Genomic DNA, 19,296 nt, shown 5'->3' with positions numbered 1-19,296 from the left:
GCCGCCTCGAGCGGCTCGTGGTGCTAGCGCAGCACCGCGAGGAGGAACGCGAGCGCCGGCCCGATCCAGAGCAGCGCGTGACCGATCAGGCTCCCGGCCTGCGAGGTCGGGTGGGCCGATCGGGCTTCCGGACGGGTCGATGCCATGGCTCCACCTCACATCAGGGCGGAGTGGCCGGGCCACACCCCGGGGGCGGGGGCCGGAAAACGACTGAGGCCCCACCGGCCTGGAGGGCGACGGAGGAGCCTCAGACGAACCCGGTAACTAGCGCCAGTTGGACCGGATCGGGATGTCGTCGGCCTCGCGGAGCTGCGTGAGTCCGAAACCCGTCGACACCACGAACCTACGGTGGCCTCGTCGTCGTCCGGCCCACCCCTGGGAATGGGTGCACACCGCCCGTAGGGGTGACTGTGGGTGGCTCCGCGATGGTCAGGACCGCGGGGGCGGCAGCGCGTCGGTGGCCTCGAGCTGGCCCATGCCCGTGAGCATCAGCAGGTCGGCGATGACCGAGCGTAGCTGGGCGAGCACGACCTCCGCGCTCAGCTCGTCGACCCGCTCGACCGCCGCCGTCGCCCGGCCGACGTCGAGCAGCCGGTCGCGGACGGCGTCGGCGGGCTCGTCGACGTGGAGATGGGCGACCATCTCGTCGATCGCCGAGGCGAGGTCGGCGGCGAGCAGGGCGTAGGCGTGCGGCACCGGCCGGCGTCGGTAGGCCGCCACGGTGACCTGGCGGACGAGCACCCGCGTGCTGCGCAACGCCCGGTCGAGCGGGTCGACGATGTCGGCCATGCGCCGGATGCCCGGACGGTGCCGGACCCGGAACGGCGACGACGCCACCACCGCCATGCCCTCGTCGGCGGCGGCCTGCAGCCGTCGCACGAGGTGGTCGGTCGCGCGGGCGTCGGCCAGCAGGTCGAGCGCCCGCTCGACGTCGCCGTCGTCCATGACGTCGCCGGCACCGCGCAGCAGCTCGGCCACCTTCGACAGCACGGCGGCGGCCTGCTCCCGCGGTCGCCGCAGCGGCGCCGCCGGGACGACGGTCGCGGCCACGAGCGCGACGGCACCGCCGACGAGCGCGTCGGTCCAGCGCAACAGTGACTCGCCGGCCCCGGGCACGAGCGCGGCGACGAACAAGGCCTGCACGGCGGCCTGGTTGACGAACAGGGTGCCGGCGTCGAGCAGGACCGCGGTGGTCATGGCGAGGCCGACGATGAGCGCGATCTGCCACGGCCCCGACCCGAGCCAGACGACGAGGAGGTCGCCGAGGAAGACGCCGATCGCGACCCCCGCGGTGACCTCGGCGACCCGGCGCAACCGCTGGGCGTACGACGTCCCGAGGCTGACGACGGCGGCGATCGGCGCGAAGACCGGCACGTCGTGGCCGAGCAGGTCCTTGGCGATCAGCCACGCGATGCCGGCCGCGATCGCGCACTGGGCGATCTGCCAGCGCTTGTCGCGGAACCGCTCGAGCCGCTGCTTGAGGCTGCGACGTCCGCGGCGCTGCACGCGGTCGAGCCCGGGGACCTCCATGCGGCTGGACGCTAGCGCGCCCTGACGATGGTCACGGTGCGAGGAGCCCTGTGACGAGCCTCGAGACCACCCCGCCCGGCGTGCGATCGGTGGCTACCAGCGAGGTTGGATGTCCGCGCGGAGCCGCTCGTCGTAGAGGGCCTCGACGGCGTCGAGGAACGCGGCCGGCAGGGGGGCTGCCGAACCGGCGACGGCGTTGGCCCGTGCCTGGTCGACGTCGCGGGCACCGGGGATGACGGTGGTGACGCCGGGCTGCTGGACGACCCAGGCGAGCGCGGCCTGGGCGGGGGTGAGGCCGAGGTCGGCGTCGGCGACCAGGGCGGAGAACGCGGCGGCGGCGTCGAGGCCGGTCGCGTAGTCGACGCCGCTGAAGGTCTCGCCGACGTCGAAGGCGCTGCCGTCGCGGTTGTAGGCGCGGTGGTCGTCGGCGGCGAACGTCGTCTCGCGCGTGTAGCGGCCCGAGAGCAGGCCCGAGGCGAGCGGCACCCGGGCGACGATGCCGACGCCGGCCTCGATCGCGGCGGGCAGGACGGCGTCGAGCGGCTTGCGGCGGAAGGCGTTGAGGATGATCTGCACCGAGGCGACGCCGGGCCGGGCGATGGCCGCGAGCGCCTGGTCGCAGGTCTCGACGCTGACCGCGTAGGCGGCGAGCGTGCCGTCGTCGACGAGGGCGTCGAGGGCGTCGTAGGTCGCGTCGGCCTCGATCACCTCCGAGGGCGGGCAGTGCAGCTGCACGAGGTCGAGGGTCTCGACGCCGAGGTTGCGACGCGAGCGGTCGGTCCAGGCCCGGAAGGCCTCGGGGGTGTAGTTCTCGAGGCGCTGCTCGACGCGGCGTCCCATCTTGGTCGCGACGGTGAGGGGCAGGTCGGGTCGCTCGGCGCGGAAGCGGCCGATGAGCTGCTCGCTGCGTCCGTCGCCGTAGACGTCGGCGGTGTCGAGCAGGGTGACGCCGGACTCGACGGCGGCGGCGAGGACGGCGAGGGCGTCGTCCTCGCTCACCTCGCCCCAGTCGGCGCCGAGCTGCCAGGTGCCGAGGCCGACGACCGAGACGTCGCGGCCGGTCCGTCCGAGGGTGCGGTGCTCCATGTGCTCCGTGCGCTCCATCCCCCCAGCCTGGCAGGCCGCAGTAGCGTCGGCGACATGGACCACACCTACCTCGGCAGCACCGGCCTCAAGGTCAGCCGTCTCGCGCTCGGGTGCATGAGCTTCGGCACCGGTGGCCAGCAGTGGATGCTCGACGACGAGGCGGCCGCCCCGTTGTTCCGTCAGGCCGTCGAGCTCGGCATCACGTTCTGGGACACCGCCAACGTCTACAGCGCCGGCACCTCGGAGGAGATCACCGGCCGGGCCATCCGCGCCTTCACCCGCCGCGAGGACGTCGTGCTCGCGACCAAGGTCTACTTCCCGATGCACGACGGTCCGGGCGGCTCGGGCCTGTCGCGCAAGGCGATCATGGAGCAGGTCGACGCCTCGCTCACCCGCCTCGGCACCGACTACGTCGACCTCTACCAGATCCACCGCTTCGACCCGACCACCCCGGTCGAGGAGACGATGGAGGCGCTGCACGACGTCGTCAAGGCCGGCAAGGCCCGCTACCTCGGGGCGTCGTCGATGTGGGCCTGGCAGTTCGCGTCGATGCAGCACGCCGCCGACGTCGGGGGCTGGACCCGGTTCGTCTCGATGCAGGACCAGTACTCGCTGCTGCAGCGCGAGGAGGAGCGGGAGATGTTCGGCCTGCTGGCCGACCAGGGCGTCGGCTCGCTGCCGTGGAGCCCGCTCGCGCGCGGCCTGCTGACCCGCCCCTGGGGCGAGACCACCGTGCGCTCGGGCAGCGACCCGCTGCACTCCCGCTTCGACGCCGACCCCAACCAGCCGATCGTCGACGCCGTCCGGCAGGTCGCCGAGGCGCGCGGCGTGCCGATGGCCCAGGTCGCGCTCGCGTGGGTGCTGCGCCACCCGGTGGTCGACGCGCCCATCGTCGGCCCCACCAAGGAGCACCACCTCACCGACGCCGCGGCGGCGCTCGACCTCGAGCTCACCGACGACGAGGTCGCGGCGCTCGAGGAGCACTACACGCCGCGGCAGCCCACCGGCTTCAGCTGAGCGATAGTCGTGGACGTTCTGCACCGCGTGCAGAACGTCCACGACTATCGTCATTCGCCGACGAGCGCGTCGTCGTAGGCCTGCCGCGGGCGTCGGACGGCGGCGAGGGGGTCGGGCTCGCCCGCGGCGTCGTGCATGACCGCCAGGCTCGACCGCACGGCGTGCGCCGGCAGCGCCGCGAGGTCGGCGGCGAGCGCGCGGGCGGTGGCGAGCGGGGCGGGGTCGACGCGGGTGACCAGGCCCAGCGCGAGGGCCTCGGACGCGGGCACGCGCCGCCCCGTGAGGGCGAGCTCGGTGGCCACCTTGACGGGAACCGCGCGCGGCAGGCGCACCAGTCCGCCGGACTCGGGCAACCGACCGGCGGGCACCTGGTCGAGCCGCAGGCCGGCGCCGTCGTCGAGGACGACGAACGGGCTGGCGAGCACGGCCTCGAACCCGCCGCCGACGGCGTCGCCGCCCAGCGCGGTGACGACGGGGGTGACGATGCGTCGGTGGGTGAGCCCGGCCCAGCCCGACCGGGGCAGGTGCTCGGGCTGGCCCGCGAGCCCGGTCGGGGCGTGCAGCAGCACGACCCGGACGTCGCCGTCGGCCTCGGCGGCGTCGAGCACGTCGGCCAGCTCGTGGTGGACGGCGGCGGGCAGGTCGCCCGGCACCTCGACCTCGACGACGCCGTCGGCCCGCGAGACCGTCAGGTGCTCGTAGGCCTCGCGCCAGCCGACCGGCGGCCGCGGCACCAGCTCGTCCATGCGCTCGCGGCTGAGCGCGACGCGGTTGGCCGGGCCGGTGGCGCGCACGAACACCCGCTCGCCGACGGGCTGGGCGTCGGACTCGAGCCAGTCGACGAGCTCGTCGTCGCCGGGCACGCTCGCGGCCACGAAGCGGCGGTCGTCGACGGTGCGCGCGACGACGACGCCCTGGCGGCCGCGGCGCCCGTGGCGCACGGTGAACGTCTCGACGGTGGCCCAGCCGTCGTCGGGCTGGTCGACCAGAGCCACGGTCGGACGGCGGTCGAGGCCGGCCTGCAGGAGGTCGTCGTCGCCGGTGCGCCAGGGCGCGGGCGTGGTGGAGTAGACGCCGACCGAGACCTTCGAGAGCGTGCCGCCGTTGGCGCTGACGACCCCGATGCTGCCGGGCTCGGAGCGCGCGCGGTCGACGGCCTCGGCGATGGCGTGCATCGAGTAGTTGTTGCCCGGGCCGCCGAAGAACGGCAGGCCGCCGGTGAGCGTGAACCCGCGCGGGTCGTCGGGCTCGAGGTCGAGGCCGTCGAGCAGCTGCGAGACCGCGACCGGGAAGCAGGAGTAGAGGTCGAAGAAGTCGACGTCGTCGATCGAGAGCCCGGCCTGGGCGAGGGCGGCGTGCACGGCGAGCGGCTGCGTGGGCGCGCTCGCGAGGTCGGGCCGGTCGAAGAACTCCTGCTCGCGCAGGTCGCAGTGGCCGTGCAGGAAGACCCAGCGGTCGGGCTCGATGCCCAGCCGCTCGGCGGCGCCGACCGAGGTGAGCACGACGGCGGCGCCCTGGTTGACCAGGTCGCGCGAGACGACGAGGCGGGGGTAGGGCGCGGTGATCATGCGGTTGCGGTCGTCGACGGTGACGAGGTCGTCGGCGTCGACGGCGACCGGCGCGACCGCGTGCGGGTTGGCCGCGGCGACCTCGGTGAAGGGCGCGAGCAGCCGGGCCATCGAGCGGGCGTAGTGGTCGCGGTGCTCGCGCCGGGCCGCGCGGCGGGCGTTGTCGGCGAGCGCGTAGATGCCGGCGATCTCGTGGAGGCCGTGCACCAGTGCCCGGCGCGTGACCATGCCGCGCAGGCCGTAGCCGCGGTCGTCGAGCGAGCCGGCGGGCTGCTCGGACCAGTCGGGGCGCGGGTCGGCGTCGGCCAGGTGGCGCTGGGTCGACATCGCCTCGCCCCCGGCGACCAGCACGACGTCGGCCCGGCCGGCGGCGATGTCGCCGGCGAGCTCGGTGACCAGCTTCTGGGGCGACTGCCCGCCACCGACCTCGTAGATCGCGCGGGCAGGGTCGGCGCCGACGCGGGTGGCGATCGAGCGCGGCACGTTCGTCGACCGGCCGAACGGCACGGCCGTCAGGGGGGTGGAGACCTCGAACTGCCGGGTGGCCGCGACGACGTCGACCACCGCCGCGACGACCGCGGGGTCGACGCCGGTGTCGGCGAGCGCCTGCTGGGCGGCGCGGGCCGCGAGCCCGACGTGCGACAGCGCCTCGTAGTCGGCGTCGTCGATGCGCTCGGAGGTCTGGCCCACCCCGACCAGGACCGGGGTGCGCGGGTCGAGGTCGCTCACGCGGTGGTGTCGCCCTCGGGCGCGGACCCGGGTCCGGGCTGCGGGGCCGGGGCCGGGGCCGGCTCCGGGGTCGGCTCTGAGGCCGGCTCCGGGGCGGGCGGCGGCGTGGCTAGGGTCTGCTCGGGCGTCGCGGACGGCGTGGGTCGCTCGGCCGGCTTGCCACCACGGCGTCCCCGACCGCCCCGGCGGCCCTCGCGGGGCTGGCCCTCGCCGCGGGGCGGACCGTCGCCGCGCGGCGCGCGCGGCTGGCCCTGGCCGCGACCACCCTGTGGGCCACGGCCGCCCGGGCGGCCGGCGCCCTGCTGCGGCGCGCGCGTCTCTGAACCGCCCAGGAACAGGTCGGCTGCCCCGGTGACGAGCGGGCCGGCCAGCGCCTCGGGCGAGAGCCACAGGGAGGCCAGCGTGTCGTCGTCGAGCACCGGGACGGCGACGCGGACGTCGGTCATCTCGACCTGGTGGTCGAACATGTCGAGCACGAACTCGTCGACCTTGCGCAGCGACTCGACGACCTCGGCCACCGGGCGCTTGCGGGCGGCGACGAGCCGCTGCACCAGCGACTCGGTGGCCGCGGTGGTGCGACCGCGCGGGCGGCCGCCGCCGTCGAGCTGGTGCATGGCGGCGCTGACGGCGTCGAGGGCGGTCTCGAAGACCTCGGTCCAGCCGTCGGCGCGCAGGGTGATCTCGGTGGGCGCGCCCTTGCCCCGTGGCTCGTCGGCGCCGCGGCGACGCGGCTTGGTCATCGCGACCGGGACGTCGAGCCAGGCGCCGCCCTTGGCCGGCGGCGGCACCTCGAGCGCGACGGGCGTGACCTTGCCGGCGGCGAGCACCAGCGCGTCGGCCCGAGCGAGCTGACGACGGTCGAGCTTGCCGACGTCGACGGCGCCCTGGTGGTTGACGGCGATGGCGTCGACGACGGCGGTGACCGCGGTGGAACCGCGGGCCGCCGTCCAGAACTCGTCGCCGCCCTGGGCGGGCACGCGGTCGAGACCGAGGGCGAGCATGACGAGGGGCTCGCGGCCGGTGACGCCGAGCCGGCGCAGCGCCTCGCGCAGCGGGTCGGCCACGGCCGGCACCCCGGCGTTGACGGCCTCGATGACGCCGAGGCGGAACGCCTGGTGGGCGAGGCCGACGTGCGGCCGGAAGAGCCGGGCGACGTGCCCGAGCGTGGCCTGGCCGTCGTACTGCTCGCCGGAGCGCTCGACCTGGGAGGCGATGACCGCGGCGACCGCGAGCCGCACGACCTGCTGGGTGAGCCACTCACGCGGGGTCGTCGACCACTCGTCGACGCTGCGCGTGGCCGCGGCGGCGAGCTGGCGGTCGGACGGCCGCTCGGGCACCGACAGCCGGCGCGCCGGGAGGATCAGCTCACGCGAGAGGGACTCAGCCATGCCGAGAACCGTATCCGGCCGCGCCGACACCGGCCGACGAGGTTTCGACTGACGACGGTCGAGGTGCGCACCGACGCCGGTCTAGGTGCGAGCGCAGCAAGCCTCGAGACCACTCAGCCCAACGCTTCCTCGAGCTCGATCAGCACGTTCTCGACGACCTCGCTCGGGCTCGGGTGGATCCAGTAGTGGCTGCGCGCGAGGCCGCGCACCGGCAGGTCGTGCGCCATCGCGAGCAGCAGCGGCTGCAGGAGCACGGTGGCCATCGGCCCGACGACGTGCGCGCCGATCATCCGGCCCGTCGACCGCAGGGCGAGCACCTTGACGAAGCCGGTGCCGTCGGGGTCGTCGTCGAGACCGCCGGCGAGGGCCCAGCCGAACGCGATGTCGGCGACCTCGTGCCGCGCGACGACGAGGTCGCCGCCGTGCTTCTCGCGGGCCTCGGCCTCCGACGGACCGACGGCGGCCACCTGCGGGTGCGTGAAGACGCCGTTCGGGATGAACCGGTGGTCGCTGACGACCAGCTCGTCGGGGTCGGTGCCCGCCCAGGTGGCGAGCAGGTTGGCCTGCACGACGCGCGCGTCCTGGTTGGCCACGTGCTTGAGGGGCACCTCGCTCGAGGCGTCGCCCAGCGCCCACACGCCGGCGGCCGAGGCCCGCTGGTGCTCGTCGACGACCACCAGGCCCCGCTCGTCGGTGGCGATGCCGGCCCGCTCGACCTCGAGGAGGTCGGAGTTCGGCGTGCGCCCGACGGCCACCAGCAGCACGTCGACCTCGAAGGAGCTGCCGTCGTCGAGGTGGACGACGACCCCGCCGTCGGGGGCGGGGGCGACCCGCTCGGCCTTGACGCCGAGGCGCACGTCCCAGCGCCGCTGCAGCGCCTTCGTCACGTGCGCGGCCACGTCGTGGTCCTGGTTCGACAGCATCACGTCCTCGCCCTCGACCTGCACCACCTCGCTGCCGTAGGCCGAGAACACGTGGGCGAGCTCGCAGCCGACGTAGCCGCCGCCGAGCACGCCGAGCCGGCGCGGCAGCTCGTCGAGCCGCATCACCGTGTCGCTCGTCTCGTAGGGCACCTGGTCGAGGCCCTCGATCGGCGGGACGACGGGCCGCGAGCCACTGGCCAGCACGACCTGGTCGGCGGTGATCTCGACCGATCCGCCGTCGGCCAGGTCGACGGCCAGCCGCCGCTCGCCGGTGAACCGCGCCTCGCCGAGGAGCACGTCGACGTCGTCGAGACCCTGCCGGTAGGCCAGCCCCTGCTCGGAGACGTGGTCGATCCGGCCGATCACCCGGTCGCGGATCGTCGGCCAGTCGGCCGGGCCGGTCGACGTCCGGACGCCGAGCACCGGGCCGCGTGCGGCCGCGACGGCCACGTCGGCCGGGTGGACGAACATCTTCGACGGGATGCAACCACGGTTGAGGCACGTGCCCCCGAAGGGGCCGCGCTCGACGATCGCGACACGGCGTCCGACGAAACGGTCGTCGACGATCGTGTTGCCGGATCCGGCGCCGACGACCACGAGGTCGTAGTGGGTCATTCGGGCAGCTCCCGGTCTGGCAGGTCGCCCAGCTGGGCGAAGGCGTCGAGGTAGGGGGTGACGTCGCCGGCGACGACGTAGGACCGCAGCTGCGCCGCCGTCCGGCGGCTCACCACGGCACGGAAGAGGTCGAATCCGGAGGCCTCGAGGATCGCACCCGGCTCGCCGTCGCCCGACGACCAGGTCCAGCCCGGTGCCCGCAGCGCCAGCGGCCCCCGGTCGTCGCCGGAGGCGGCGAGACCGGCGCCCAGACGCTCGGCCATCGCCTGCCGGACGGCGGCCAGCCCGGCCGTGTCGCGGGCCCCGGGCCGGCCGAGCGCGCCGCGGAGGTCCTGCTCGTGGATGATCGCGTCGCCCAACGGGCGCTCGTCCTGCTCGTCGAGGTAGCGCACCATCGCCTCGGCGTGGCCGCTCCACTCCTCGAGCAGCTCGGCGCCGGTGCGGCCGCGACGGGCCTCGACCTGCGCCGCCGTCCAGCCCGGGTTGTGGTCGTCGGGCTCGTCGCCGTCGAGGACGTCGGCGACGAGACCGACCACGTGGCTGAGCAGGTCGCGCGCCGACCAGTCGGGGCAGGCCGGCACGACGCGGTCGAGGGTCTGCTCACCACGGTCGAGGACCGTCTCGGTGACCAGGCTGCGCACGCGGTCGAGCACGCCCCGCCACTCCGCGCTGGCCGACACGGTCGCCGGGTCGCTCATCCGAGGCGGCCGTCGAGGTTGGTCGCGGCACTGATCAGCGACAGGTGCGTGAAGGCCTGCGGGAAGTTGCCGAGCTGTTCTCCGGTCAGCCCGACCTGCTCGGCGAACAGCCCGAGGTGGTTGGCGTAGGTGAACATCTTCTCCAGCGCGAGCCGGGCCTCGTCGAGGCGGCCGACCCGGGTCAGCGCCTCGACGTACCAGAACGAGCACAGCGAGAACGTGCCCTCCTGGCCGTCGACGCCGTCGCCGGACTTCTCGACGTCGTAGCGGAACACGAGGCTGTCGGAGACGAGCCGTTCCTCGATCACCTTCAACGTCGAGACGAAGCGCGGGTCGTTGGGCGCGACGAACTTGACCATCGGCATCAACAGCACGCCGGCGTCGACGCTGTCGGAGCCCTCGCTCTGCATGTAGGCGCCGACCTCGTCGTCCCAGCTGTGCTCCTGGATGCGGGTGTAGATCGCGTCGCGCACCCGCGACCACGCGGCGACGTCGCCCGGCAGGCCGCGCTGGCGGGCCGTGCGCATCATCCGCTCGACGGCGACCCAGCACATCAGCCGGGACGTCGTGTGCGGACGCGGCTCGTCGCGGATCTCCCACATGCCGGCGTCGTCGCGCTCCCAGTTGTCCATCACCCACGTCAGCACGCGGCACAGGTCCGTCCAGGCGTCGTGGCTGATGCCGGGGCCGTACTTGTTGAACAGGTAGACCGAGTCGATGAGCTCGCCGTAGATGTCGAGCTGCAGCTGGCCCATCGCGGCGTTGCCGACGCGCACCGGCTGCGAGTCGCGGTAGCCGCGCAGGTGGTCGAGCTCGGACTCCTCGGGCACGTTGCCGTCGATGTCGTAGGCGACGCGGAGCGGGCCGAGGTCGCCGTCGTGGTCCTCGCCGAGGCGTTGCGAGAGCCACTCCATGAAGCGAGCGGCCTCGTCGGTGAACCCGAGCCGCAGCAGCGCGTAGAGGCTGAAGGCGGCGTCGCGGATCCAGACGAAGCGGTAGTCCCAGTTGCGCTCGCCGCCGATCTCCTCGGGCAGGCTGGTGGTGGGCGCGGCGATGATGGCGCCCGTCGGCTCGTGCGTGAGCAGCTTGAGGGTGAGGGCCGAGCGGTTGACCATCTCGCGCCAGCGACCGGTGTAGGTCGACTGCGACAGCCAGTCGCGCCAGTAGGCCGCGGTGCGCTCGAACAGCCGGTCGGTCTCGTCGGCGTCGGCCGCGGGCAGCTCGTCGCTGTCGGGGTCGAGCACCTCCAGCACGAACAGGGCCTCGTCGCCGGTCGCGACCTCCCACGAGGCCGTGACGTCGGCGCCGTCGACGTGCAGGTCGACCGACGACACCAGTCCCAGCCGGACGCCGTCGCCGGCGAGCAGCAGGCCGTGGTCGGACTCGGTCACCTCGGGCGTCGCCCGGCCGTAGTCGGGCCGCGCGGCGAGCCGCATCTCCATCGCCGTGGTGCCGCGGACGCCGACGACCCGGCGCACGATGCGCTGGCGGTGGTCGGCGTCGTCGGCGGCCAGCACCGGCATGAAGTCCTGCACCTCCGCGACGCCGTCCTCGGTGAGGAAGCGGGTGATGAGGATGTTGGAGTCGGGCAGGTAGAACTGGTGCGTCGTGCCGCCGGGCGACGACTCCCCGCCACCGGGCGGCGCGAGACGCCACTCCCCCGCGTCGGGGTCGAGGATCGAGCCGAACACGCTGGGTGAGTCGAAGCGCCCGGCGCAGAACCAGTCGATCGTGCCGTCGGTGCCGACCAGGGCGCAGGTGCGCAGGTCGCCGACGAGCCCGTGGGCCGCGATCGGGCGCCAGGTGTCTCGCTGGTCGCTCACGCGCCGTCCCGCTCCCACGGCGGCGTCGGACCCCACGAGCCCGGCTCGTAGGTCTGCACCGCGGGCGGGTCGTCGAGCAGCGGCCCGTAGACCTGCCAGAGCCGGTCGACCTCGTCGGCGCGGGCGAAGAGCAGCTGGTCGCCGTGGAAGACGTCGAGCAGGATGCGCTCGTAGGCGGCCAGCGGCTCGTCGTCGGGGAAGTCGTCGGCGTAGTCGAGGCGCAGGGTCGCTGGCGCCACGTCGAGCTCGGGGCCGGGTCGCTTGCCGCGCACCTCGATCGAGACGCGGGGCTCGTCGCTCAGGTCGAGCACGAGGTCCTCGGGCTTCGCCGCCTCGTCGCCGAACAGCGCCGGGTCGGGCGCACGGAACCGGAGGGTGACCGTACGCCGGTCGTCGGCCATCGACTTGCCCGTGCGCAGGTGGAACGGGACGTCGCGCCACCGGTCGGTGTCGACGTAGGCCGTCAGCGCGACGAGCGTCTCGACCTGGGAGTCGTCGTCGGTGTCGTCGTCGTCGCGGTAACCGTCGAACTGGCCGAAGACCGCGTCGGCCTTCGCGATCGGGCGGAGCGCGTCGAAGACGGCGGCCTTGGCGTCGCGCACACTTTCGGCGGACAGGTCATCCGGCGGTTCGAGCGCTACGAAGCCGAGGATCTGCGACAGGTGGGTGGAGACCATGTCGCGCAGGCAGCCGACCGTCTCGTAGAAGCTGCCACGGCCTTCGAGACCGAGGGTCTCGGGCACCTCGATGCTCACCGACTCGATGTTCTCGCGGTTCCACACCGTGGCGAGCAGCCGGTTGGCGAAGCGGAGCGCGAGCACGTTCTGCACGGCCTCCTTGCCGAGGAAGTGGTCGACGCGGAACACGGCGTCCTCGTCGACGACGTCCTTGAGAGCCCGGTCGAGGGCGCGCGAGCTGTCGAGGTCGAGCCCGAACGGCTTCTCGACGACGAGTCGGGCGCGCTCGGTGATGCCCTCGCGACCGAGCATCGCCACGATGTCGGTCATCGAGCCCGGTGGCACCGAGAGGTAGACGATCCGGCGCACCTCGGACACGTCGACGCCCGCCTCGTCGGCGACCTGCTGCTCGGCATCGGCGACGGCGCGGGCGAGGTCGGCGCCGTCGTCGGCGTCGGAGGTCTGGAACCGGGCCCGTTCGGCCAGGTCGGACGACGCGTCGTCGACCGACTCGCGGATCACGCCGGCGTAGTCGTCGACGTCGTGGCGCCCGGTGCCGACGAGGGCGTAGGCCTCCGGCAGGCGCTCGCGCCCGCCGAGGGCGGCGAGCGCGGGGTAGATCATCCGCTTGGCGAGGTCGCCGTTGGCGCCGAAGAGGACGATGACGTGCGGCGCGGGCCGCTCCGGCTCGCTCACTTCGCGCCGATCGTGGCGACGTCGATGACGGCCCGGTAGCGGACGTCGCCGTCGACCACCTTGTCGTAGTAGTCGTCGACCTGGTCGGCGGCGATGACCTCGACGGTGGCCGTGATGCCGTGCTCGGCGCAGAAGTCGAGCATCTCCTGGGTCTCGGGAAGACCGCCGACCATCGACCCGGCCACGGAGCGGCGCATCGTGAGCAGGGAGAACGCGCCGACGTCGAGCGAGTCGCTCGGGGCGCCGAGGTTGACCATCGTGCCGCCGCGTCCGAGCGTGCCGAGGAAGGCGTCGAGGTCGACGGCGTCGCCCACGGTGTTGAGCAGCAGGTCGAAGTGGCCCTGGAGGTCGTCGAAGACCGACTCGTCCTCGGTGGCGTGGTAGGCCGTCGCGCCGAACTGCTCGCCGTCGGACCTCTTGGCGTCGGTGCGGCTGAGCACGCTCACCTCGGCGCCCAGCGCCGCGGCGATCTTGACCGCGACGTGGCCGAGCCCGCCCATGCCGATCACGCCGACCTTGGTGCCGTCGCCGACGCCGTAGCGCCGCAACGGGGCGTAGGTCGTGATGCCGGCGCAGAGCAGCGGCGTGACGCCGGCGAGGTCGTCGTCGGCGTAGCCGTCGGGGATCGCGACGACGAAGTGGTCACGCACCACGACCTGCTCGCTGTAGCCGCCGTAGGTGACCTCGCCGTCGTAGCCCTTCGAGCTGTAGGTCTGCACGACGCCCTGGGCGCAGAACTGCTCCTCGCCGTCGCGGCAGGCCTCGCACTCCAGGCAGGAGTCGACGAAGCAGCCGACACCGACCCGGTCGCCCACGCGGTGGTCGGTGACGTCGCTGCCGACCTCGGCGACGACACCGACGATCTCGTGACCGGGGGTCATCGGGAAGATGCCCTGGCCCCACTCGTCGCGCGCCTGGTGGATGTCGGTGTGGCAGATGCCGGCCCAGCGGATCTCGATGCGCACGTCGTGGGCGCCGAGGTCGCGTCGTTCGAGCTCGACGGTCTCGAAGTGGGCGGACGCCTTCGGCGTCGAGAGGGCGGCGACGGTCGTCGTCATGGTGGTCCTCACTCCTCGTCGGAGGTGGGTCGGATCGTGCCGATCAGCTGGTCGCCGTCGGCCGGGCGGGTGTGGGCGGCGAGCAGCGCGGTGGCCTCGTCGAGGCCGCCGTCGCAGTCCCAGAGCAGCACGCCGACGACCTCGTCGTCGGTCAGGTAGTAGACGACGAACGAGCCGTCGCCGAAGCGGTCGACGACCGACTCGAGCGAGGCGTCGACCGAGCCGATGGCCTCGTAGCCGTGCCCGAAGAGGTCGCTGTAGAACATCGGCGTGTGGTCGTAGACCTCGTCGGAGCCGACGAGGATGCGCCCGGCGGCGGCTCCCATCGAGTCGGCGTTGTCGACGTGCTCGACCCGCCGACGGCCCAGGATCGGGTCGGGGTACTCGGCGACGTCGCCCGCGGCGTAGACGTCGGGGGCGCTGGTGGCCAGGTGCTCGTCGACGACGATGCCGCCGTCGTCGGAGCGGGTGATCGCGTCGGAGATCGGTTCAGCGGACGGCGTGATGCCCAGACCGAGCACCGCGACGTCGGCCTCGACGGTGGCGCCGGTCGAGAGCCGCAGCTGGACGCCGTCGTCGGCCTCGGTGCCGCCGTCGACCTGCACCCCGCCCACGACGGTGATGCCGGCGTCGGTGAACAGCGCCTGGTAGTCGGCGGCGACGTCGGGCGGGAACATCGAGGCGCCGAGCACGTCGCCGGGGTGCACGAGCGTGACGCGGCAGCCCTGGCCGATCATCGCGGCGGCGATCTCGGAACCGATGTAGCCGCCACCGACGACGGCGACGTGCGGCTTGGGGTCGGCGTCGACCAGTGCGCGCAGTCGGTGGTAGTCGGTGAGCGTGCGGTAGTACAGCACCCGCTCCCCCGGCGGCAGCCCGTCGAGGGTGGTGGGGTGACCGCCGGTCGCGACGAGCAGCCGCCCGTAGCCGAAGGTGTCGCCGGCCTCGGTGGTCACCTCGTGGGCGTCGGGGTCGATGCTGATCACCCGGGTGTCGAGGGTGATGTGGGCGCCGGTCTCGCCGGCGGTGTCGGGCTCACCGGTCTCGAGCGTGAAGTCGGGGTCGGTCCACAGCTTCTTCGACAGGGCGGGCCGCGGGAACGGCGGGGTCGGCTCGTCACCGAGGATGCCGATGCTCGCGGTCGACCCCTGCTCGCGGATCGCCTGGGCTGCGGCGTCGGCGACCATGCCCCCGCCGACGATGAGGACGTCGTATCGCTTGCTCACCGTTCGAACCTAGGCAGGTCGGGTACCCGGGACGGTCACCTGTGGGGGTGGCCGGATCCGGCGCGCCCTCCGACACGCTGGGGTCATGGACTTGGGAATCTCAGGACGCACGGCCGTCGTCACGGGCGGCGCCGGCGGCATCGGCCGGCACACCACGCGACTCCTCCTCGAGGAGGGCGCGCAGGTCGTGATGGTCGACCAGGACAAGGACGACCTCAAGGAGGCGCTCGCCTGGCTCTCCCGCGAGGCGCCGGGGCTGCCCGCGCCGCTCACCGTGCCGGTCGACCTGTCCACCGACGAGGCCGCGCGCGACCTCGCCGCCACGGTGGCCGACCTGGCCGGCGAGGTCGACATCCTGGTCAACGGGGCCGGCATCACCGGCGCCACGGGCCCGTTCCACGAGATCTCCGACGACGACTGGGTCGAGGTGCTCACCACCAACCTGCTCTCCGCCGTGCGCGTCACCCGCGCGTTCCTGCCGACCCTGCGCCACGGCGGCTGGGGCCGCATCGTCTTCGTCAACAGCGAGGACGCCGTGCAGCCCTACGACGACGAGCTGCCCTACTGCGCCTCCAAGGCCGGTCTGCTCTCCTTCGCCCGGGGTCTCGCCCGCTCCTACGCCGACGAGGGCGTGCTGGTGAACTCGGTCTCGCCGGCCTTCATCGAGACGCCGATGACCGACGCGATGATGGACAAGCGCTCCTCCGAGATGGGTGTGTCGTTCGACGAGGCCGTCGAGTCGTTCCTCGACGAGGAGCGGCCCTACATGGAGCTCGGCCGTCGCGGGAAGCCGGAGGAGGTCGCGGCCGTGATCGCCTTCCTGTGCTCCGAGCGCGCGTCGTTCGTCAACGGCGCCAACTACCGCGTCGACTCCGGCTCGGTCGCGACGCTGTAGGCCCGGCGGCCGGGGCTACTTCCCGGTCCAGCGGGGCGGGCGCTTCTCGGCGAACGCCGTGGCGCCCTCGCGGGCGTCGGCGGAGGCGAAGACCGGCAGGACGACGTCGGCCTGGCGCTGCCAGCGCTCGGCGTGCGACCAGTCGGGCGACTCGAGCGCGACCTGCTTGCTGACCGCGACCGCGAGGGGCCCGTTGGCGGCGACGGCCGCCGCGAGCTCGAGGGCGCCGTCGACCGCGGCGCCCTCGGCGACGACGCGGTTGACCAGGCCGAGCGCGGCCGCGCGCTCGGCGGTGATCGGGTCGCCGGTCATCAGCATCTCGAGCGCGATGGCGGGCGGGATGCGCTGCGGCAGCAGCATCGCGGCACCGGCGGCGGCGACGAGGCCGCGCTTGACCTCGGGAACGCCGAGGCGGGCGGTCGTGGCGGCGACGACGAGGTCGCAGGCGAGCACGAGCTCGAACCCGCCGGCGACGGCGTAGCCCTCGACGGCCGCGATCAACGGCTTGCGTGGACCTCGCTCGGTCAGGCCGCCGAAGCCGCGACCGTCGGCCGTGGGGTCGTCGCCGGCCAGGAAGCCCTTGAGGTCCATGCCGGCACAGAAGGTGCCGCCGGCCCCGGTGAGCACGCCGACCCGCACGTCGTCGTCGGCGTCGAGCGCGGCGAGGGCGTCGGCGATGCCCCGGGCGACCGCGCCGTTGATCGCGTTGCGGGCCTCGGGCCGGTTGATGGTGATCACCTGGACGCCGTCGCGCACCTCGACCAGGACCGCGCTGCTCTCCTCGCTCATGGGCTCACTGAACCAGAACCCGGGTCGTAGGGTCGGGTCATGCCCGCACGCCGAGTCCTCGCCACCGAGGAGCACGCCGACCTGCTCCAGCTGGTCCGTCAGATCTGCATCACCGAGCTCGCCCCGCTGGTGACCGAGGCCGAGGCCACCGAGACCTTCCCGCGCGAGGTCTTCCGGATGCTCGGCAAGACCGGCCTGCTCGGCCTGCCCTATCCCGAGGAGGTCGGCGGCGGCGGCGTCCCCTACGAGGTCTACCTGCAGGTGCTCGAGGAGCTCGGCTCGGTGTGGGCCTCGGTCGGCGTCGGCGTCTCGGTGCACGCCCTGTCGTGCTTCGGGCTCTACACCCGCGGCACCGAGGAGCAGAAGGCGTGGCTGCCCGAGATGCTCGCCGGCGACCAGCTCGGTGCCTACTGCCTCTCCGAGGCGCACGCCGGCTCCGACCCCGCCGCCATGCGCACGACGGCGCGCCGCGACGGCGACGACTACGTGCTCGACGGCGCCAAGGCCTGGACGACGCACGGCGGCCAGGCCGACTTCTACAAGGTGATGGCGCGCACCGGTGAGGGGTCGCGGGGCATCTCGTGCTTCCTGGTGCCCGCCTCGGCCGAGGGACTCAGCGCCGACCCGCCCGAGCGCAAGATGGGCCTCACCGGCTCGCACACCACGACGATGCGCCTCGACGGCGTCCGCGTCCCGGTCGAGCGCCGCCTCGGCGAGGAGGGCGACGGCCTCAAGATCGCGCTCGCCGGCCTCGACTCCGGCCGCCTCGGCATCGCCGCCGTCGCCACGGGTCTCGCGCAGGGCGCCCTCGACCACGCGCTCGCCTACGCGCGCGAGCGCACGGCGTTCGGTCAGCGAATCCTCGACCACCAGGGCCTCGGCTTCGTGCTGGCCGACATGGAGGCCGCCGTGCAGACCGCCCGGGCGACCACCCTCCACGCAGCGAGGCTGCGCGACGCCGGGCTGCCGTTCGGCCGCGAGGCCTCGATCGCCAAGCTCGTCGCCACCGACAACGCCATGCGAGTGACCACCGACGCCGTCCAGGTGCTCGGCGGCGCCGGCTACACCAAGGACTTCCCCGTCGAGCGCTTCATGCGCGAGGCGAAGGTGATGCAGATCTTCGAGGGCACCAACCAGATCCAGCGGCTCGTCATCAGTCGCTCGATCGACGTCAAGGCCGGCGGCGACGGGGAGATCACTCACCTCTGACGGCTCCCGACGGCCCCGCACCGCTACCACACGGCCCGGGCCTCCGGAGACGGACGGGCGGCCCCGCCGCCACGACGGGGTGGGCAGGATCGGGGGTGATGACCACCCAGCCGCCTGTCCCCCCCACAGCAGCGAGCACCGCGACCGACGACCGCGGACGCATCGTCCGGGTCGTCGTGACCCCGGTCGCCTTCCACGCGGCGCCCCGCTACATCGGCGCCGGCATCCACGAGCCGTTCGCGCTGCGGTCGGTGGTCGAGGTCGTGACGGCGTCGGGCCCGACCGGGCTCGGTGAGTCCGACGGCGACGAGGAGCACCTGCGCCGCCTCGAGCGCGTGGCCGGGGCGCTCGTCGGCCTCGACGTCCGCGACCCCGATGCCGTCCGGGCCGCCGTCGTCCGGACGGCGGACGACCGTCCGGTGCTCGCCCCCTTCGAGGTCGCCTGCCTCGACGCCGAGGCCCGGCTCGCCGGCGTCCCCGTGCACGCGTTGCTCGGAGGCCAGGTGCGCGACCGGGTGCCGTGGTCGACGCCGCTCTTCTACACGCGGGCGGGCCATCCCGGCGCCCCTGACGACGAGGTCGAGGCGCTGGACCCGCCCGGGCTCGTGCGGCAGGCCGACCGGCTCGCCCGGCGCTCCGGCCTCGGGGCGATCACCCTGCACGGCGGCGTGCTGCCGCCCGCGACCGAGGTCGCGGCGATGCGGACGCTGCGCCACCAGTTCCCCGGCGTCGCGCTGGGCCTCGTGGCCCACGGGGCCTGGACCGTCGAGACGTCGCGGTGGGTCGCGCACGAGCTCGCCGGCGTCGTCGACCAGCTCGACGACCCGACCCCCGGCGTCGAGGGCCTGGGCGCCGTGGCGCAGGAGGCGGCGACGCTCGACCCGCCGCTGGGCGTCAGCGCGTCGGTGCGGACGCCGGACGAGCTGGCGTCGGCGCTCGCCGTCGACGCCCTGCGGGAGGTGCGCGTCGACCCGCACGCGTGGGGCGGCCTGCGCGCCGTCCAGGACGTCGCCGCCCGCTGCGCCGACGCCGGCCGGACCCTGTCGCTGGAGGCCCCCGACCACCTCGGCGTCTCGTTCGCCGCCCTGACCCACCTGGCCGCGGCCACGCCGCTGCTGGCCCGCGGCTGCGACACCCCGTGGTCGTGGCGCTCGCCCGACGAGGACGTCGTCCGCCCCGGTGCGCCCGGGCTCGTCGACGGCGCGGCCGGCGTGCCGACCGCGCCCGGGCTCGGCGTCGAGCTCGACCGCGCCGCGCTCGCCCGGCTGCACCGTCAGTACCGCGACTGCGGGCTACGTACGCGCGACGACGCCGGCTACCTGCGACGGCTCCGACCCGATGCCGACGAGCGGGTCCCGCGCTGGTGAGG

The 19,296-nt window shown here is 74.1% G+C and carries 16 protein-coding genes; 4 read left to right on the top strand and 12 right to left on the bottom strand.

What is annotated here, in order from left to right; genetic code table 11:
* Positions 1-23: 23 nt before the first annotated feature.
* From ABFT23_RS05250 to ABFT23_RS05240, 3 genes are all read right to left on the bottom strand, one after another.
* Positions 24-146, bottom strand: coding sequence for a hypothetical protein (locus ABFT23_RS05250; RefSeq protein WP_347893135.1), 123 nt, complete (start codon positions 144-146; stop codon positions 24-26).
* Between the two features lie 283 nt (positions 147-429).
* Complete coding sequence (locus ABFT23_RS05245) at positions 430-1,530, bottom strand: FUSC family protein (protein ID WP_347893133.1); 1,101 nt, start codon at positions 1,528-1,530, stop codon at positions 430-432.
* A gap of 93 nt (positions 1,531-1,623) precedes the next feature.
* The gene (locus tag ABFT23_RS05240; RefSeq protein ID WP_347893132.1) at positions 1,624-2,634 is read right to left on the bottom strand and encodes an aldo/keto reductase; all 1,011 of its coding nucleotides are present in this window, start codon (positions 2,632-2,634) and stop codon (positions 1,624-1,626) included.
* 36 nt (positions 2,635-2,670) lie between these two features.
* Between ABFT23_RS05240 and ABFT23_RS05235 the strand changes: the two genes are divergently transcribed.
* Complete coding sequence (locus ABFT23_RS05235) at positions 2,671-3,633, top strand: aldo/keto reductase (protein ID WP_347893130.1); 963 nt, start codon at positions 2,671-2,673, stop codon at positions 3,631-3,633.
* Between the two features lie 50 nt (positions 3,634-3,683).
* Here ABFT23_RS05235 and ABFT23_RS05230 read toward each other — a convergent pair whose 3' ends face one another.
* The 8 genes from ABFT23_RS05230 to ABFT23_RS05195 form a co-directional block, all read right to left on the bottom strand.
* Positions 3,684-5,930: an acetyl-CoA acetyltransferase gene (locus ABFT23_RS05230; RefSeq protein WP_347893129.1), complete on the bottom strand. Its 2,247-nt coding sequence runs from the start codon at positions 5,928-5,930 to the stop codon at positions 3,684-3,686.
* Positions 5,927-7,318, bottom strand: coding sequence for a hypothetical protein (locus ABFT23_RS05225; RefSeq protein WP_347893128.1), 1,392 nt, complete (start codon positions 7,316-7,318; stop codon positions 5,927-5,929). Before ABFT23_RS05225 ends, ABFT23_RS05230 begins: the two co-directional genes overlap by 4 nt.
* A 113-nt stretch (positions 7,319-7,431) precedes the next feature.
* Positions 7,432-8,856, bottom strand: a complete 1,425-nt coding sequence (locus ABFT23_RS05220; RefSeq protein ID WP_347893126.1) for a mycothione reductase — start codon at positions 8,854-8,856, stop codon at positions 7,432-7,434.
* The gene (locus ABFT23_RS05215; RefSeq protein WP_347893125.1) at positions 8,853-9,554 is read right to left on the bottom strand and encodes a maleylpyruvate isomerase N-terminal domain-containing protein; all 702 of its coding nucleotides are present in this window, start codon (positions 9,552-9,554) and stop codon (positions 8,853-8,855) included. Before ABFT23_RS05215 ends, ABFT23_RS05220 begins: the two co-directional genes overlap by 4 nt.
* On the bottom strand, positions 9,551-11,377 hold the full coding sequence (locus ABFT23_RS05210; RefSeq protein WP_347893123.1) for a glycoside hydrolase family 15 protein: 1,827 nt from the start codon (positions 11,375-11,377) through the stop codon (positions 9,551-9,553). The genes ABFT23_RS05215 and ABFT23_RS05210 overlap by 4 nt, the downstream gene beginning before the upstream one ends.
* Positions 11,374-12,750, bottom strand: a complete 1,377-nt coding sequence (locus tag ABFT23_RS05205) for a glucose-6-phosphate dehydrogenase (protein ID WP_347893121.1) — start codon at positions 12,748-12,750, stop codon at positions 11,374-11,376. Before ABFT23_RS05205 ends, ABFT23_RS05210 begins: the two co-directional genes overlap by 4 nt.
* Complete coding sequence (locus ABFT23_RS05200) at positions 12,747-13,808, bottom strand: NAD(P)-dependent alcohol dehydrogenase (protein ID WP_347893120.1); 1,062 nt, start codon at positions 13,806-13,808, stop codon at positions 12,747-12,749. Before ABFT23_RS05200 ends, ABFT23_RS05205 begins: the two co-directional genes overlap by 4 nt.
* 8 nt (positions 13,809-13,816) lie before the next feature.
* Positions 13,817-15,034, bottom strand: a complete 1,218-nt coding sequence (locus ABFT23_RS05195) for an NAD(P)/FAD-dependent oxidoreductase (protein ID WP_347893119.1) — start codon at positions 15,032-15,034, stop codon at positions 13,817-13,819.
* Positions 15,035-15,119: 85 nt separating this feature from the next.
* On the opposite strand from ABFT23_RS05195, the gene ABFT23_RS05190 reads away from it, so the two are divergent.
* Positions 15,120-15,929 carry an SDR family NAD(P)-dependent oxidoreductase gene (locus tag ABFT23_RS05190; protein ID WP_347893118.1) on the top strand — a complete coding sequence of 270 codons (810 nt, stop codon included), beginning with the start codon at positions 15,120-15,122 and terminating at the stop codon, positions 15,927-15,929.
* 15 nt (positions 15,930-15,944) lie between these two features.
* Here ABFT23_RS05190 and ABFT23_RS05185 read toward each other — a convergent pair whose 3' ends face one another.
* Positions 15,945-16,718: a crotonase/enoyl-CoA hydratase family protein gene (locus ABFT23_RS05185; RefSeq protein WP_347893117.1), complete on the bottom strand. Its 774-nt coding sequence runs from the start codon at positions 16,716-16,718 to the stop codon at positions 15,945-15,947.
* Positions 16,719-16,757: 39 nt separating this feature from the next.
* On the opposite strand from ABFT23_RS05185, the gene ABFT23_RS05180 reads away from it, so the two are divergent.
* Together ABFT23_RS05180 and ABFT23_RS05175 are read left to right on the top strand one after the other, a co-directional pair.
* Positions 16,758-17,927: an acyl-CoA dehydrogenase family protein gene (locus ABFT23_RS05180; RefSeq protein WP_347893116.1), complete on the top strand. Its 1,170-nt coding sequence runs from the start codon at positions 16,758-16,760 to the stop codon at positions 17,925-17,927.
* Positions 17,928-18,025: 98 nt separating this feature from the next.
* Positions 18,026-19,294, top strand: coding sequence for an enolase C-terminal domain-like protein (locus ABFT23_RS05175; protein ID WP_347893114.1), 1,269 nt, complete (start codon positions 18,026-18,028; stop codon positions 19,292-19,294).
* Positions 19,295-19,296: the final 2 nt, after the last annotated feature.

Origin of the sequence: Nocardioides secundeburneus, from assembly GCF_039939255.1 — a bacterium.
In the GTDB taxonomy this organism is placed as follows: Bacteria; Actinomycetota; Actinomycetes; order Propionibacteriales; family Nocardioidaceae; genus Nocardioides.
Note: the sequence above shows the minus strand (reverse complement) of the source record. Positions and strands in the feature narration are given on the sequence as shown.

Bases quoted from the DNA above. Each gene is read 5' to 3' on its own strand.
- ABFT23_RS05250 (WP_347893135.1), bottom strand. From the start codon at position 146: ATGGCATCGACCCGTCCGGAAGCCCGATCGGCCCACCCGACCTCGCAG.
- ABFT23_RS05245 (WP_347893133.1), bottom strand. From the start codon at position 1,530: ATGGAGGTCCCCGGGCTCGACCGCGTGCAGCGCCGCGGACGTCGCAGC.
- ABFT23_RS05240 (WP_347893132.1), bottom strand. From the start codon at position 2,634: ATGGAGCGCACGGAGCACATGGAGCACCGCACCCTCGGACGGACCGGC.
- ABFT23_RS05235 (WP_347893130.1), top strand. From the start codon at position 2,671: ATGGACCACACCTACCTCGGCAGCACCGGCCTCAAGGTCAGCCGTCTC.
- ABFT23_RS05225 (WP_347893128.1), bottom strand. From the start codon at position 7,318: ATGGCTGAGTCCCTCTCGCGTGAGCTGATCCTCCCGGCGCGCCGGCTG.
- ABFT23_RS05220 (WP_347893126.1), bottom strand. From the start codon at position 8,856: ATGACCCACTACGACCTCGTGGTCGTCGGCGCCGGATCCGGCAACACG.
- ABFT23_RS05215 (WP_347893125.1), bottom strand. From the start codon at position 9,554: ATGAGCGACCCGGCGACCGTGTCGGCCAGCGCGGAGTGGCGGGGCGTG.
- ABFT23_RS05200 (WP_347893120.1), bottom strand. From the start codon at position 13,808: ATGACGACGACCGTCGCCGCCCTCTCGACGCCGAAGGCGTCCGCCCAC.
- ABFT23_RS05190 (WP_347893118.1), top strand. From the start codon at position 15,120: ATGGACTTGGGAATCTCAGGACGCACGGCCGTCGTCACGGGCGGCGCC.
- ABFT23_RS05185 (WP_347893117.1), bottom strand. From the start codon at position 16,718: ATGAGCGAGGAGAGCAGCGCGGTCCTGGTCGAGGTGCGCGACGGCGTC.
- ABFT23_RS05180 (WP_347893116.1), top strand. From the start codon at position 16,758: ATGCCCGCACGCCGAGTCCTCGCCACCGAGGAGCACGCCGACCTGCTC.
- ABFT23_RS05175 (WP_347893114.1), top strand. From the start codon at position 18,026: ATGACCACCCAGCCGCCTGTCCCCCCCACAGCAGCGAGCACCGCGACC.